This window comes from Colwellia sp. BRX8-9, from assembly GCF_014077245.1.
Classification (GTDB): domain Bacteria; phylum Pseudomonadota; class Gammaproteobacteria; order Enterobacterales; family Alteromonadaceae; genus Colwellia_A.
On the sequence record NZ_JACGVN010000012.1, the window covers coordinates 22,327 to 38,266 of the forward strand.

At 37.8% G+C, this 15,940-nt stretch carries 10 protein-coding genes and 1 pseudogene; 7 read left to right on the forward strand and 4 right to left on the reverse strand.

The window, feature by feature from the left end; translation table 11 throughout:
* Window positions 1-42: 42 nt before the first annotated feature.
* Together sucC and sucD are read left to right on the forward strand one after the other, a co-directional pair.
* Complete coding sequence (gene sucC / locus H4J70_RS11510; RefSeq protein ID WP_070376200.1) at window positions 43-1,209, forward strand: ADP-forming succinate--CoA ligase subunit beta; 1,167 nt, start codon at window positions 43-45, stop codon at window positions 1,207-1,209.
* Window positions 1,209-2,081, forward strand: a complete 873-nt coding sequence (gene sucD / locus H4J70_RS11515) for a succinate--CoA ligase subunit alpha (protein ID WP_070376201.1) — start codon at window positions 1,209-1,211, stop codon at window positions 2,079-2,081. The genes sucC and sucD overlap by 1 nt, the downstream gene beginning before the upstream one ends.
* A gap of 1,399 nt (window positions 2,082-3,480) precedes the next feature.
* Here sucD and H4J70_RS11520 read toward each other — a convergent pair.
* Entirely contained in the window at window positions 3,481-5,697 is a 2,217-nt protein-coding gene (locus H4J70_RS11520; RefSeq protein WP_182251176.1) for an EAL domain-containing protein, read from the reverse strand.
* 1,614 nt (window positions 5,698-7,311) lie between these two features.
* On the opposite strand from H4J70_RS11520, the gene H4J70_RS11525 reads away from it, so the two are divergent.
* From H4J70_RS11525 to H4J70_RS11545, 5 genes are all read left to right on the forward strand, one after another.
* Window positions 7,312-9,303: a hypothetical protein gene (locus H4J70_RS11525; RefSeq protein ID WP_182251177.1), complete on the forward strand. Its 1,992-nt coding sequence runs from the start codon at window positions 7,312-7,314 to the stop codon at window positions 9,301-9,303.
* A gap of 550 nt (window positions 9,304-9,853) precedes the next feature.
* Window positions 9,854-10,675 (forward strand): transporter substrate-binding domain-containing protein, encoded by an 822-nt coding sequence (locus H4J70_RS11530; RefSeq protein ID WP_310740338.1) that lies wholly within the window; start codon window positions 9,854-9,856, stop codon window positions 10,673-10,675.
* A 153-nt stretch (window positions 10,676-10,828) separates the two neighbouring features.
* Entirely contained in the window at window positions 10,829-11,770 is a 942-nt protein-coding gene (locus H4J70_RS11535) for a DUF2785 domain-containing protein (RefSeq protein WP_182243695.1), read from the forward strand.
* Between the two features lie 114 nt (window positions 11,771-11,884).
* Window positions 11,885-12,472 carry an LURP-one-related/scramblase family protein gene (locus H4J70_RS11540; protein WP_182243696.1) on the forward strand — a complete coding sequence of 196 codons (588 nt, stop codon included), beginning with the start codon at window positions 11,885-11,887 and terminating at the stop codon, window positions 12,470-12,472.
* Window positions 12,473-12,494: 22 nt separating this feature from the next.
* A complete protein-coding gene (locus H4J70_RS11545; protein WP_182251178.1) occupies window positions 12,495-13,448 on the forward strand; it encodes a glyoxylate/hydroxypyruvate reductase A in 954 nt (317 codons plus the stop codon).
* An 85-nt stretch (window positions 13,449-13,533) separates the two neighbouring features.
* On the opposite strand, the gene H4J70_RS11550 is transcribed toward H4J70_RS11545, so the two are convergent.
* From H4J70_RS11550 to H4J70_RS11565, 3 genes and pseudogenes are all read right to left on the reverse strand, one after another.
* Window positions 13,534-14,466 carry an exopolyphosphatase gene (locus tag H4J70_RS11550; RefSeq protein WP_182215412.1) on the reverse strand — a complete coding sequence of 311 codons (933 nt, stop codon included), beginning with the start codon at window positions 14,464-14,466 and terminating at the stop codon, window positions 13,534-13,536.
* 208 nt (window positions 14,467-14,674) lie between these two features.
* Window positions 14,675-15,016: pseudogene (locus H4J70_RS21025) on the reverse strand (DUF2789 family protein).
* Window positions 15,017-15,095: 79 nt separating this feature from the next.
* Window positions 15,096-15,932, reverse strand: a complete 837-nt coding sequence (locus H4J70_RS11565) for a ribonuclease H family protein (RefSeq protein ID WP_182251180.1) — start codon at window positions 15,930-15,932, stop codon at window positions 15,096-15,098.
* Window positions 15,933-15,940: the final 8 nt, after the last annotated feature.

Below are 15,940 nucleotides of genomic sequence, written 5' to 3' on the forward strand. Positions count from 1 at the left end.
GAACAGCTGTCATTATCATTCACAGATAAATGGAAATACACCATGAATTTGCATGAGTATCAAGCGAAACAATTATTCGCTGAATATGGTTTACCAGTTTCTGAAGGTTTCGCTTGCGATACACCTCAGGAAGCGGCAGAAGCGGCTGATAAAATCGGCGGCACTATGTGGGTTGTTAAAACTCAAGTTCACGCGGGCGGTCGCGGTAAAGCTGGCGGCGTTAAGCTAGTTAAATCTAAGCAAGAAATCAAAGATTTTGCTCAAAACTGGTTAGGTAAGAACTTAGTTACTTACCAAACTGACGCTAACGGTCAGCCAGTTGCTAAAATTTTAGTAGAAAGCTGTACAGATATTGCTAACGAATTATATCTTGGTGCTGTTGTTGACCGCGCTAGTCGTAGAGTAGTATTCATGGCCTCTACTGAAGGCGGTGTTGATATTGAGAAGATTGCTGAAGAAACGCCTGAGTTAATTCACCAAGCTGAAATCGATCCACTTGTTGGTGCTCAACCGTACCAAGCTCGTGAATTAGGTTTTAAGTTAGGTTTAAACCCGACGCAAATGAAGCAATTTGTTAAGATCTTTTTAGGTCTTGCAAAAATGTTTGAAGATTTCGATTTTGCCTTATTAGAAATCAACCCGTTAGTTATTACTGACGAAGGTAATCTTCACTGTTTAGACGGTAAAATTGGTATCGATGGTAATGCTTTATACCGTCAACCTAAAATGCGTGCGTTCCATGATCCATCTCAAGAAGATGAACGTGAAGCTCATGCTGCACGTTTTGAATTAAACTACGTAGCCTTAGACGGTAACGTTGGTTGTATGGTTAACGGTGCAGGCCTAGCAATGGGTACTATGGATATCGTTAATTTACACGGCGGCAAGCCAGCTAACTTCCTAGATGTTGGCGGCGGAGCAACGAAAGAACGTGTTTCTGAAGCATTCAAAATCATTCTTTCTGACGACAACGTTAAAGCTGTTTTAGTTAACATCTTTGGTGGCATCGTACGTTGTGACATGATTGCTGAAGGTATTATCGCTGCAGTTAAAGATGTAGGCGTTAAAGTACCTGTAGTTGTACGTTTAGAAGGTACAAATGCTGAAGAAGGTCGTGAAGTTCTTAAAAAATCTGGCTTAGATATCATTGCTGCTGAGTCATTAACTGATGCAGCGACTAAAGTTGTAGCAGCTGCGGAGGGCAAATAATGTCTATCTTAATTAACAAAGATACTAAAGTAATCTGTCAAGGTTTTACCGGTGGTCAAGGTACATTCCATTCAGAACAAGCACTTGAATACGGTACACAAATGGTCGGTGGCGTAAGCCCAGGTAAAGGCGGTCAAACGCATTTAGGCCTACCAGTATTTAACACAGTACGTGAAGCTGTAGAAGCAACTGGCGCAACAGCAACAGTTATTTACGTTCCAGCTCCTTTCTGTAAAGATGCAATTTTAGAAGCAATTGATGCAGGCATCGAGCTTATCGTTACTATCACTGAAGGTATTCCTACTTTAGATATGGTTGACGTTAAAGCTAAGCTTGATCAATCTGGCGTTCGTATGATCGGTCCTAACTGCCCAGGTGTTATTACTCCTGGCGAAACTAAGATTGGTATCATGCCTGGTCACATCCACAAGCCTGGTAAAGTAGGTATTGTTTCACGTTCTGGTACGTTAACGTACGAAGCCGTTAAGCAAACAACTGATGCAGGTTTTGGCCAATCTACTTGTGTAGGTATTGGTGGTGACCCGATCCCAGGAACTAACTTCATCGACGTATTGGAAATGTTCCAAAATGATCCACAAACTGAAGCAATTGTAATGATTGGTGAAATTGGCGGAACTGCTGAAGAAGAAGCGGCTGAATATATCAAAGCACACGTTACTAAACCTGTTGTATCTTACATTGCTGGTGTTACTGCACCAGAAGGTAAGCGTATGGGTCACGCTGGCGCGATTATCGCCGGTGGTAAAGGTACTGCTGATGAGAAATTTGCAGCATTAGAAGCGGCTGGTGTTAAAACTGTTCGTTCTTTAGCTGATATCGGCGTAGCACTTAAAGAGAAAACAGGTTGGTAAGCTAGCGCTGCTAATTTGTAATTCTTAATAAAAACCCGCATTCTCGCATAGAGATTGCGGGTTTTTTATTAATACGTGTTGTGCTCAATATTTCGATAATTCAATGCAACTGAATATTTTTCCTGAATGTAGGGAACAACATTAAACCATTCAACATCAAGCGACAGTAATCTAATATTACTTTCATATAAACAGATATCAGTTAAACCTTACCATATTATTTTTCTATACTTATTTTTCTCTTTTTGAAAATACTTAATGCATTGTTCATTGTAGGCTTAATAAACTTTCGTGCTTGAATATGCATTTGAGATATAGCGTAAATGCACTCATCCATCACTAAGTGTAAATCAATTTTTTCTCCAAAAATATCTAGTAGTTTATTTCAGTCTCCATTCTCGTCATGCTGAATTTATTTCAGTATCTGGGCTTTGAGTTGTTAAGGTCGAGATCCTGAAACAAGTTCAGGATGACGGAGGTTGGGTTCATACTTAATTTATTTCAGTATCTGGGCTTTGAGTTGTTAAGGTCGAGATCCTGAAACAAGTTCAGGATGACGGAAGTTGGGTTCAGGATGATGGCGTTTGAGTGCATGCTGAATTTATTCCAGTATCCACTCTCGTCATGCTGAATTTATTCCAGTATCCACTCTCGTCATGCTGAATTTACTTCAGTATCCATTATCGTCATGCTGAATTTATTTCAGTATCTGGGCTTTGAGTTGTTAAGGTCGAGATCCTGAAACAAGTTTAGGATGACGGAGTACAGGTTCAGGATGACGGAAGTTGGGTTAAGAATGATGGCGTTTGAATGCATGCTGAATTTACTTCAGTATCCATTATCGTCATGCTGAATTTATTTCAGTATCCATTCTCGTCATACTGAATTTATTTCAGTATCTGGGCCTTTAGTTGTTAAGGTAGAATTATTATCTTTATTTCTGTTTAATAACCCAAAATATGGCTACTAAACTGGAATAGTAATCACTGAATATGACCTACTTAAAAGTGCCAATAGCGGTCGTAGCGGTAGCTCGAAAAAAACTGGTTTTAACGATCTTATTTGTCACCATTGCCGCCGTTCACTGGTCCTAGTGCAATCGACTGTTTCAGATCCAAAAATGAAACTCCATCGACCCCGCAGGTAAATAGCTTTCGATTGTCAACGAGTCGCTTATTTCAGTTATAGAAAGTTTTCAACTTTAGTGTTCTCCGACATTAAGCGCTTTTTAGTGAGTGAATGAGAAGTCTATGATTTTTATTCTGCCGTGTTCGAACGATGTGTTGTCTTCAAGAGCAACTTTACTCTTGAGGTGAAACGAAATTTTATATTTTAAATAGCAAGTAAGTTTTAAACACCCCGTTAGCATGAAATTAAGTCAAATATCAGACTTTAAGTATCATATCTGCCAAGAATCATCGGCTTTCCAGTTAGATACCCATTTGGGAATATCAATGGCAGGCATGGGTCGAGCAATACCATAACCCTGCGCCAACTGACAACCAAGTTTTAATAATGCTAATCCATGAGGAATAGTTTCTACGCCCTCAGCAATCACGTCACGCCGGAATGCTTTAGCTAATCCTATTACAGCTTCAACAATAGCGGAATCATCAGCATTTTCTAACATCTCCCGTACAAAGGTTTGGTCGATTTTAATTAAGTGCGCTGGCAGGCGTCTAAGATAGGTAAGTGACGAATAGCCCGTGCCGAAGTCATCTAAAGCAAAGCGTACGCCAAGTTCACAGCATGCATTCATAGTCGCAGACACTTGGCTGATATCATGTAAGGCACTAGTTTCGAGTATTTCTAATTCTAAACAGTTGGGGGCCACTTCAGGATGGATCGCTAGCAATGTAGCTAAGCGAGTTGTGAAGTTACTTTGTTGTACTTGATAGGCACTGATGTTGACACTGACTGGGAGATTTATTCCCATGTTTCGCCATTGGATTATTTGGCTTAATGCCCTATCTATGACCCATTCACCCAGTTCTAAACTTATGGCATGACCTTCTATCACAGGTAAAAAATCTAAAGGCGGAACTAAGCCACGTACTGAATGCTGCCAGCGGATTAACGCTTCTACCCCTATCACATCGCCAGTCTGCATATTCACCTTGGGTTGATAGTGCAGCACAAACTCGTCATTAGCCATAGCTGTACGAACATCGTTGATACTTTTTCGTTGTGTATTAATTAAATTATCTTTTGCAGTATCAAACAGGTGATAACGGTTTTTACCTTCTTGCTTGGCAACATACATGGCTTGGTCGGCACGACGTATGAGTGGGTCTGCTTCCACACCGTCTTGCGGATAAAAGGCGACACCCATACTCACTGAAACTTGCATGATGACATCGCCCACGGTAACAGGATTAGCTGCGGCCTTTAGTAGACATTCTAATACCGGCACACTATCTTCGGGCTTTTCTAAATTAATCATTACTGCGATAAATTCATCACCGCCAATACGTGCGAGCGTGTCATCTTCATGTAAAGCTGCTTGCATCTGTTGTGATACAGCAATGAGCAACTCGTCCCCCATATTATGGCCATACTTGTCATTGACGTCTTTAAAGCCATCTAAGTCCATAAACGCAACGGCTAATGACTGACTACCACGTTGGCATTGCACCAAAGCTTGTGTAATGCGGTCTGTCACTAATACGCGGTTAGGCAGATTGGTTAGTAAATCGTAATGAGTACTGCGTTCCAATTGCCTTTGGTACGCCTTTATAGATGAAATGTCAGTGGATAATGAAACGTAGTGTTGCGTAAGACCATCAGCATTTTTTACAGCACTAATGGATAGCATTGCGGGAAATATTTGACCATTTTTACGACGGTTCGATATCTCGCCACGCCAATGCCCCTGTGTTTGCAGCGTATCCCACATTTCCCTAAAAAATTCTGGCGATTCACATCCAGATTGGAGGATCCTTGAATTTTCTCCCAGTACATCTTTAGAATCGTAACCAGTGATGCGGCTGAATGTATCGTTGACTTCAGTAATAGTCGCAGTTGCATCGGTTATCATGATGCTCTCTTGGGTATGGGTAAAAACACTGGCTGCACGTCTTATCTTTTGTAGCAGATGCTCTTTCTCTTCGTTAGCAATGACTAATTCATCTGCTCGCTTGTCTTTTTCTTCGTTAGCAATGACTAAATCATCTTCTAGCTTGTCTTTCTCTTTGTTGGCGATGACTAAATCATCTTCTAGCTTGTCTTTCTCTTCGTTGGCGGTGACTAATTCATCTACTCGCTCGGTGACGTCCTCCATGGACAATAAAATAATCAGTTCTCTATCTTCATCTTCTTCAATCTGTTGGGCATTTATCAGCATGATTCGCCGACCTATATTGGCAAAATTGTGCTCAACTAGGTAGCTATTAAAACTGGTTTTCTGGGGTAAAATTGTTTCTAATAGTTCTCGCAGTGCAGGAATATCCCATTGTTTATTGTCTAACTCGTATATGAGGTATCCGATGGCATTTTCAGACTTGACATGAAAAAACGTATAAAAAGAATCGTTTGCAGTGACTATCCTTAAATTTTTATCTAGTGTAATTAAGGGGGGGGGCGTCGCATTGATGATTATATCAGCATACTCAGACATTTTTTGATTTCCTCAGGCCATCTACAAACAACAGTGAAGTAATTAAGTATTACTCATTACTTCACTGTTGAAAAAATGACGTTGATTTAATTAGGCTAAAGCCGATTATTTTCATAAATGACTTAAAGCATTTGCTAAACGAAGAGTCCAACCGTTTAACGCTAACACATATCTCAATCGATTGTATCTTTAGGTCGATTGCACTATGAATTGATTTGTTTATCTAAGCTTTGTTATGACCTTTACAGCTATCGATTCAAAGATCCGCTTCTCGCTCAAACTTACCCTTTATTCAGTTTTGCAATAGCTTATTGCAAAACTGGGTGTCTCAGCGTTTTGGCAATAACCGAAAATTACTCGATTATTAAACATACAATATTAAACAGACACTCACTCTAAATTTCTGGTTTGAAGATTGTCTATTGTTGGTGTCTGGTCTTTGAGTTGTTAATGTCGAGATCCTGAAATAAATTCAGGATGACGGCGCTTGGGTTCAGGATGATGGAGTTTGCCTTCATACTGAATTTATTCCAGTATCCACTCACGTCATGCTGAACTTACTTCAGTATCCATCATCGTCATGCTGAATTTATTTCAGTATCTGGACTTTGAGTTGTTAAGGACGAGATCCTGAAACAAGTTCAGGATGACGGAGGTTGGGTTCAGAATGATGGCGTTTGAGTGGATACTGAATTTATTTCAGTATCCACTCTCGTCATGCTGAATTTATTCCAGTATCCACTCTCGTCATGCTGAATTTATTTCAGTATCTACTCACGTCATGCTGAATTTATTTCAGTATCTGGGCTTTGAGTTGTTAAGGTCGAGATCCTGAAACAAGTTCAGGATGACGGAGGTTGGGTTCAGGATGATGGCGTTTGAGTGCATGCTGAATTTATTCCAGTATCCACTATCGTCATGCTGAATTTACTTCAGTATCCATTATCGTCATGCTGAATTTATTTCAGTATCCACTATCGTCATGCTGAATTTATTTCAGTATCTGGGCTTTGAATTGTTAATGTCGAGATCCTGAAACAAGTTCAGGATGACGGAGTACAGGTTCAGGATGACGGAGTACGGATTCAGGATGACGGAGTATGGATTCAGGATGACTAAGTAAGGGGTCAGGATAACGGAGGTTGGGTTCAGGATGATGAAATTTTGGGTCATGATGAAGAAGCTTGAGTTCATGCTGAATTTATTTAAATATCGATTCTCGTCAAATTAGAAGGACACTCACTTTAATTTACCAGCTTTGGTTTTGTTAAAGGGTTTGATTTTCAGGAGGCTGACTACTCCCAAAGAGGGTGAACGCCGAAGCCTCTTTGAGCTCAAAGAGCGCTTTTGCATAAACTAGCTTTAAACCATATCGTAACCCCCAAGCCGTCATTCCATAATTGTTTTATACGGAACTTGTCAGATAACTAGTATGTTAATTAAGTCGTCCAATGTTATATCCTATTTTTATTTATTATTAACATCAATAATTACACTAAGGTTGTTAACTGTTATTTAATTATGTGTTAACATTTTCGCTCTATTGAAGGGAATTCGATACGACAAAGATTGTTTAATTCTATTTCCCTTCTAAATTTTAAAAGGAAAGTAAAATTGAAGTATGTAAATCTAGTGATGATAAGCGTTTCTTTATGTTTATTAACAGCATGTTTAGAAGTAGAAAACGACAATAATAACGAAGATGTAGTGCAAGCAATCCAAGCACAAAATGAAATTCTTAGTGGCACTAACAATTCTATCAATCCTGGTACTCCTGCCGCTTCTGTTGCATTAACGGGGATTGTTGTTAATGCATTGGATAATCAAGCCGTATCAGCCACGAACATTACAATTATTGCCGCTGATGTTGTCCTCGTCGATAGCGTTAGCTTCAACGGTGGCGAGTTTAAACTAGAAAACCTTCCTGCTAATTCTGATATTGAAATGATTATTGAAAGTAGCAATAATGAATTTTTATCACGTGCATATTTCATTAATACGGGTCATTCAAATGCAGTCAATACGGCCAATGATTTTGGTCAATTTGAAGTTTCTACAGCTAAAGATATGCAAATAACTGTTATTAATAAAACATCAGGATTGCCTCTTACTGGATTAGCGTTTAAAGCTTCATCTCATTACGGTACTAGTTCAAGGTCAAATAAGTATCAACACCACTCGACTTATAATGAAGCCAATGGCGTTTACCATATCACCATACCAAAGTTTCTCAATATTATGGTTAGAGTCAACTTAGATCTCAATAAAGATGGTGAAATAGATTATAATCCTGAGTTAAATAACAACATTAGTAGTAATGAATTATATTTTTTATCATCGAATAGTGATGAATCATTAACGCTTTATGTTGAAGAAAAAATGCCGTTAAAAGAGATTGAATTTCGCATTACAATGATTGATGCAAGTGCGAATGTTATTTTAGGTGCTGAGTTATTCTCTACAGACTCTGCGGGTACACAGACGACTTCTACTTTTGATGCTGCAACAGAACAGTATGTGATTTCAGCAATGTTTGGCGATTACTCACGAGTAGAAATCCCTTCATTTATGGCAAACGATATCTCTTATCAAAGTGCTTCAATATCACTGAATAAGAACGATGATGACAGCTTAAGAGTCAACATTTCAGGTGCTTTAGAAAACTGTTGTTATAATATCGCTAATACTGACGTTGTTGAGTTAGCGGTTATGCCAAGAGTTGTTACTAATGATAGCTCTTCTTTAGAGGTCGTTATTGCGGCAAATGAAGTAAATTATATCGATAAAAGTTTCAGTGTATTCTACTCTCAAGCTATTACCGCATCAGCAAGTAGCCTATCACTTACTAATACTTCTGGTTTTACCGTTGTTAAAGGTAATGATTCATCGACTGATGTTATTTTACCCGGTACTACAGTTGTTAGTGGCATGGTAGATATTCCTGTTTCATTTGAGATGAGTTTAAATGACACCAAACTTACGATTACGCCGGTTAACTCTTTGCCTAAAAGTCAAAATTACCAATACAATGTCGGTAACTTAGTTGTGAAGTCTACAGAAAAATCTGTCGATGTTAATAATGATTCACTTTCGTTTTATATCGAAAATAATGATGACTTTGATATTAATGACGTACATTTAGATAACAATAATTTTACCAGCAACGGAAATGCGATTACTCTCTCCAATTCAGCGGGTGATAGTTCTTCACCTTCAAATTATGATCGCAGTGTTTATTTATATCTACCATCATCAATTGAAACGTTACAAAGCTTTTCAATGCGTCTTTACTCGGTAACAGAAGACGGTGTCAGTTATAATTCAGTAAGAAATTTTACTCTTGTTAGAGATAGTAATACTTATAATGTTTCACCATTGGGACTAGTCAAACTTGCTGAAAATGAAACATTAATTACCGAAAGTCTTCAAACGTCGATTGAAACAGGAACCGCTCAATCAGACAATCAGAAAGTTTACCGCGCCTCAACGTCTATATACGCTTCTGATGATTTAGATAGCTCGGAAAATAGTTTAACGTTTGAATATGCTTATCAAACAAAAGCGGGTGACATTGTTACGGGTACTATTAATATCCCGGTACAATAAATATCAGTGATGATTATTTTATATCAGTAAGTTTAGTCTGATTAATTCACCTTTAAAACCCGCTATCTAGCGGGTTTTTTATTTTAAAGCTAGCTTGTCTTGTCGCCGCTTTAGTCTTGTGAATAAAACACTAGGTCAGAGTGAAAAATATTACGTGTTGTTCATTGCGTAAGTCTCTAATATGCAACCTAGAGAATGAAAAGGTAGGCCTATGACTAAACCACGACTCGCATGACGCGAAGTCATGCCTAAGCTAAAACGAGTATCACGTGACCGGTCTAGTTAATCGAACAGCAGGCTTTTATGTTTAAATTTTGCCCCGATTGTTAACCTTTTGCGATATTGTTATGTGCCACTAGATAGCTATTATATCTGACTGAGCAAAGTATGCCGGGCCGCATTTTAAGGTTTTACTTGTCATTTTACCCGCCAATTTATATTATGGTCCTATCGAATAGGCTCTGCATAAGTAAAGTTTTCAAGAAAAACAAGGAGGTCGTTACCAAAAGGATTATACTTTATAAGCATTAATTTGAAGGTGGTAGTCTAAGTGAAGGTAATATTCAGTCTTTATTTTTTACTTAGTGGTATATACTTCATTTTGATGGTGTCTCCAAATGTACTTGCTCAATCGATTGTTACCCCTACTTATATTTCATATGAAAATTCAGCCATTATTCCAAAGCATAGTTCTCTAGTACTGCCTAAAACTCTCCACTACAATTTTGCTTCTATTGAATTACTGATTGAACAAGAAGTCGGTCGAATTGTTTTACCTCAAATTTATAAAAATATAGGGATAGACATTACTATTACGCCTTTACCTGCTAAAAGAGCGGAATTATTAGCGAGTATCGGGCAAAGTGATGGCGAAATAATGAGAATTTGGTCCTACGCAGATGAGAACAACGAAATGATCAGAGTTCCTACTCCTTATTATTCTTTGCAAACTATGCCATTTAGCCTAGCAAGTAAGCAGCTCAATATTGTCAGTAAAGATGATTTAAAAAAATATAAATTGGCCAAAATTAGAGGTGTAAAACACACCGATAATATAACGAATGGCTTAAGTAATGTTGTCGAAATGAATAGTACTGAAAATATGTTTAAAATATTACAAAGTGGTCTAGTTGATGTTGCCTTGACCAATACTATAGACGGTCAGCTAATCTTGAAAAGGTTGGGTTACCAAAACATAATTCCTGCAAAAAAGCCATTAGCTGTTTTTCCTCTTTATCATTATATACATCAGAAAAATAAAAATTTGGTTGCTCTTATTAACCAAGAAATAATGCGTCTGCAACAAAGTGGTGAATTAGAAACGTTAATTGCCTTAGCTGAAAAGCAAGTCATCAGTTTAAACCACCAATGATTGCTATATGCAAACTCTGTTAATTACTATCGTTCTTAAATCCTTTCTCAATACAACTCACTAACGTCTTCATTTTATGTTTTTTTTGCCGATGTGGTGGTATCCTGATGTGCTTATTTTTAAGATAATTAAATAACTTTAAAAGGATGTAAAATGAAATTTTCATTAAAAATTCCAATAATATTGATGCTTCTTATCAGTAGCTCTGCCTTCTCTGCTAATGAAGTATTGATCAATGCGCAGCAAGTCAATAAACAGTGTTTATCGAAGCAATGGCATAAAAAAAATCTACTACAACTCAAAGAAGATAAATTTACCCTTGAAAACAAAGCAGATAAAGAAGCTTTAGCACTACAATTACTGGCTTGTTTAGCAAGCCCAGATGCTGAAATAAGAGATGGTGTCGCTTTTGAAGCATTAAGTTATTGGTTGCGAAACGAACACCTTAGCCAAGCAATACATATTAAAATGTTTAACTACTTAACTCGTGTTTTAGAATCGAAAGTAACTGACACCTTTGGTGTCTATCAGTCATTCTCAATCTTGGTATTAGCTGAAGTGGTTCGTGTCGATAGGCACTCACCTTTTTTAACCGTTGACCAAAGAGACTATTTAGTTAATGTGGGTACAAGTTTTTTAGCTAATATAAAAGATTATCGCGGTTTTTCAGCTAAAACTGGCTGGCAACATAGTATCGCTCATGCTGCAGACCTTATGCTGCAATTGGCGTTAAACCCTAAAGTTAACAAAGCGCAACTCGATAAGATACTGGTCGCTTTAGCCAGCCAAATTACTGCTAATGATCAACATTCATATATTCAAGGAGAGGCAAAACGTATCGCTATGGCTGTTATATATGTTTTTTTACGAGAACAATACTCTGCTGATGATTTTAACCTTTGGCTTATTAAAGTGGTTGATCCTGCTCCTTTTAATCAATGGCAAGATGTTTATCAAAGTGAACAAGGATTAATTAAATTACATAACACACAGAGTTTTTTATATGCGTTATATGCCACAATAAAACCCAGTAAGAATAAAGTATTAACTGAAATGTCTACCTATTTAGAGCAAGTGATTAAAGCGACTAAATAACGTCAATTTGTATGGTTTAATGTTAATTTCAATCAATATAAAAGCAAAGACAACTATTATCATCAATGATTTTCGTAATAACAACAATAGCTAAACTCACGGAGTGAGCGTTTAATGAATACTAGAATTAATAAGAATACTTATATAATCAAAGAGCATGTTGGCCTATTTAAAGCGGCAAATAATTACGACATTTATGATCCTGAAACAGGGGATATCATCATGGAATGTCGAGAGCCTAATTTAGGCTTTTTTACTAAAATGCTGCGTTTCACTGACTACAAAACCATGACACCTTTTGATGTTCAAATACGTACGCCTGACGATCAGCGTATCATCAGAATTCAGCGTGGTATCTCTTTATTTATTTCAAAAGTAACTGTTTTTGATTGTGACGGTAATGCGGTTGGTTACTTTAAACAAAAATTATTTTCAATCGGTGGAAAATTCGATATCTTTGATAACCAAGACCAACTTGTCTGTCAGTTAAAGGGCAACTGGGTTGGTTGGAATTTTCGCTTTATGGATGGCAATGATGAACTTGCTCATATATCGAAAGAATGGGGTGGCATAGGTAAAGAGTTATTTACCAGTGCAGACAATTACGCATTAGAAATTTCTGCTGATGTTCCTGAAGAACACCCGATTAGAAAGCTGATCCTTGCTGCCGTAATGTGTATTGATATGGTTTTAAAAGAATAATGCTAAGAGGAAACATTTAACAATGGCTGTTATTACTTTTGTTAGTCAACTTGCCCACCAAGAGCAGGATGCTTGGTTAGCGCTATTATCAACTAAGCTGCCAAATGAAGCAATTAAGCTTGATAAAGACTTGTCTGTTGAGCAAAAGCTTCAATGCGAAATCGCTATTGTTGCTAATCCAGATGCTGATATCTTGTCTCAATACCCCAAACTCATATGGGTACAAAGCCTATGGGCAGGGGTCGATGCGCTAGTTTCGCAATTAAGCGATAATAAACCAACGCCAAGCTTTAAGCTCGTGCGTTTAATTGATCCAATATTAGCGCAAACCATGAGTGAGGCGGTCTTAACTTGGGTGCTTTATTTACATCGTGATATGCCAAAATACTTACAACAACAAAAATCAGCGCAGTGGCTACAACATCGCTATTTACTGCCACAAGAGCGCACCTTAGGTATTTTAGGTTTAGGTGAATTAGGTAAGTTGAGCGCGTTACGTTTGTATGAAAATGGCTTTAATGTGCTTGGTTGGAGTCAAAGTGATAAGTTAATTAATGGCATTACATGCTATTCAGGAGACGAGGGGTTAGTGACTATGGTTAGGCAAACAGATATTTTAATTTGTTTACTACCACTTACTTCAGCGACCTACCAACTCATCAACGAGGATCTGCTGACAAACCTACCGCAAGGCGCCAGTATTATTAACTTTGCTCGAGGGGGGATCGTCGCTAATCACGACCTTATTAATCACTTAGCCAATGGTAATCTTGAACATGCAATTCTAGATGTTTTTGAACAAGAGCCATTAGATAAAAGTGATGATTTATGGTCGAATGAAAAAATTACGGTTCTTCCCCATATTTCTGCGCCGACACATTTTGAAAGTGCAGGTGAAATAGTGACCAATAATATTAAACAATATCGAAGTAACGACCAGATACCTTTTTATATTGACTGGAATAAAGGCTATTAATATTTTTGATTAGCGATTTACTATTACCATCATTTTTGATGGCAATAGTAAGCTATTATTGAGCCGTGAGTCTGACTACTGCAACTTAGCCATCGGCATTAATCGTCGCAATAAGTTCGGCAAGGCAAGCTTCATTTTGATCATGTGGAACTTGACAGGTTCCCGCCGCATTATGCCCACCACCATTGTATTTCAACATAAGTTCACCGACATTTGTTTTTGCACTGCGATCAAAAATAGATTTACCGGTAGCAAAAACAGTATTTTGTTTTTTAAGCCCCCACATAACATGAATTGAAATATTACATTGTGGAAATAAGGCATAAATAACAAAACGATTACCCGAGTAAATAATTTCTTCTTCTCTTAAGTCAAGCACAACTAAGTTATTGTGTACGGTTGCACAGCGCTTAATTTGCTCTTTAAATTTTTCTTCATGTTCAAAATAAAGATCGGTGCGTTCCTTAACATCAGGGAGTGCGAGTAATTGGTCAATGTTGTGATCTTTACCAAAATCAATTAAGTCCATCATCAGTTCATAGTTCGAAATCCGAAACTCTCTGAAACGGCCTAAACCTGTGCGTGAGTCCATAATGAAATTAAGTAATTCCCATCGCTTGGCATGCAAAACTTCTTCTTTATTAAATTGTGCTGAATCACCTTTATCTACCGCTTCCATCATGCTTGTCCAGCTTGCGGGGAAAGTTTCTAGGCCACCGTAGTAGTCATAAACAACGCGAGCAGCTGAAGGCGCATCAGGGTCGATAACATGGTTATCTCGTTTTTTATTACGAAGTGTTTCACTATGATGGTGATCAAAAGCGATATGAACACCGTCAACATAAGGTAAGTTGGTGGAAATATCATCTGGCCCAACCGCTATCTTTCCGTCTTGCATATCCTTGGGGTGAACAAAGAGAATACCGTCAACTAAATTAATATGTTTGAGTAAAATAGCACAAACTAAACCATCAAAATCACTACGTGTTACTAAACGGTATTTTTTATTATCCGACATTTATTATCTCCATTATATAGATTTTTACACTCTGTTATTTAACACTATATTGTTTATATAAGCATAATTAAAGTAGATTAATGCGCGGAATCAACTTTAAGGTTAAATAAAGTGCTTTATGTGTAGATTATTTTATTTCGATTCTTTTATCTCGATCCTATTTGAAAAGTCTAAGGCTAGGTTTAATTTTCTATGTATTGCTCTCGCATTAACCTAATGAACAAACCAAGCTGTTAGTCATTTCAGACCAGTTAGCATCCTCCTGCACGGCTTCTTTTAAAATAATGACTTGTGAGTGGCTCCATATTTTTGCTTAATACAAGGGTAATCTTACTGGAATAGCTTTATGAGTCTCTATAAAACTTGTTATATCTGCTTGGAAGTTATTCATACCTAATTGGGAGAATAAACAAGATATTGTATGATTTGAGAGATTGATAATGGCTACGTTTCTGATAAGAAATAGAATGTTGAGTATAGCTTGGATTGAGCAAAGCACCGAAAAATTTAAGTAAAGTAGGAAAAAAGAAACGATTGAATATCGTTGCATTTTTCTTATTTATTTTGAGGTAATGCTACATTTAACCCATGAGAACGTTGACTATATGGCCGCATTATATATTGATCTATTATCCCGCTTCGGTTGCTAATATTTCGCGAATATTTATTGTTTGCTGATATTGTACAAAATTCATTTCTTGTGACGTTCTGGCAAGTACAGCCATGCGATCGGCGAGCTCATTACCTTCAATATTCGCGTGACCTTTAACATGAGTAATAGCAATATGTTTTTTAATTTCTTGATAGAGTGTATAGCAAACCTTGACTAACTCTGGATTTTTAATCGCTTCGCCATTTGCTTTTTTCCAACCTTTATTTTTCCATCCTGTTGCCCATTTCGTGATGCTGTCGATAGAGTATTTTGAATCAGACAGTACTTGAATGGTTCTACCAGGATTAGCTTCAATATAAGCTTTCGCCAATTTAAAGGCTTGTAGCATACCAATTAACTCAGCGGTGTTATTAGTACCATTGGCGTTATAGGCACCATACCAAAGGCTATGAATTTCACCTTGATGATAAACAGCGACACCAGTCCCTGATTTTCCAGGGTTGGGCGAACACGCACCATCACAATAAATATCGATATTAGCTTTAGTGACTTCACGATCGCTGCGTACTGTGCTGCCAGCAGGTTTTGCTGAGGCTGTTGCTCGACTCAATGATGAACTTGCGGTTTTAGCCGCAGCGGGGTATTCAGCTCCGTTGCGTGGTGGTGTTTTTAAGGATCGCTGGGTTAATGCTTTGGTGTAAGTTGACTTAAAAGCGGCTTCTGCTTCAACTTGTGAAGGAAACCCCATAAATTGAGCATCAGCACGCCCTGTTGTTACGGATTGAACCGTTGTCCAGTTGTCAAAGACACCTGTTTTTGAACCTTTCCAAACCACGTAATATTTTTTACTCATTATGCTAC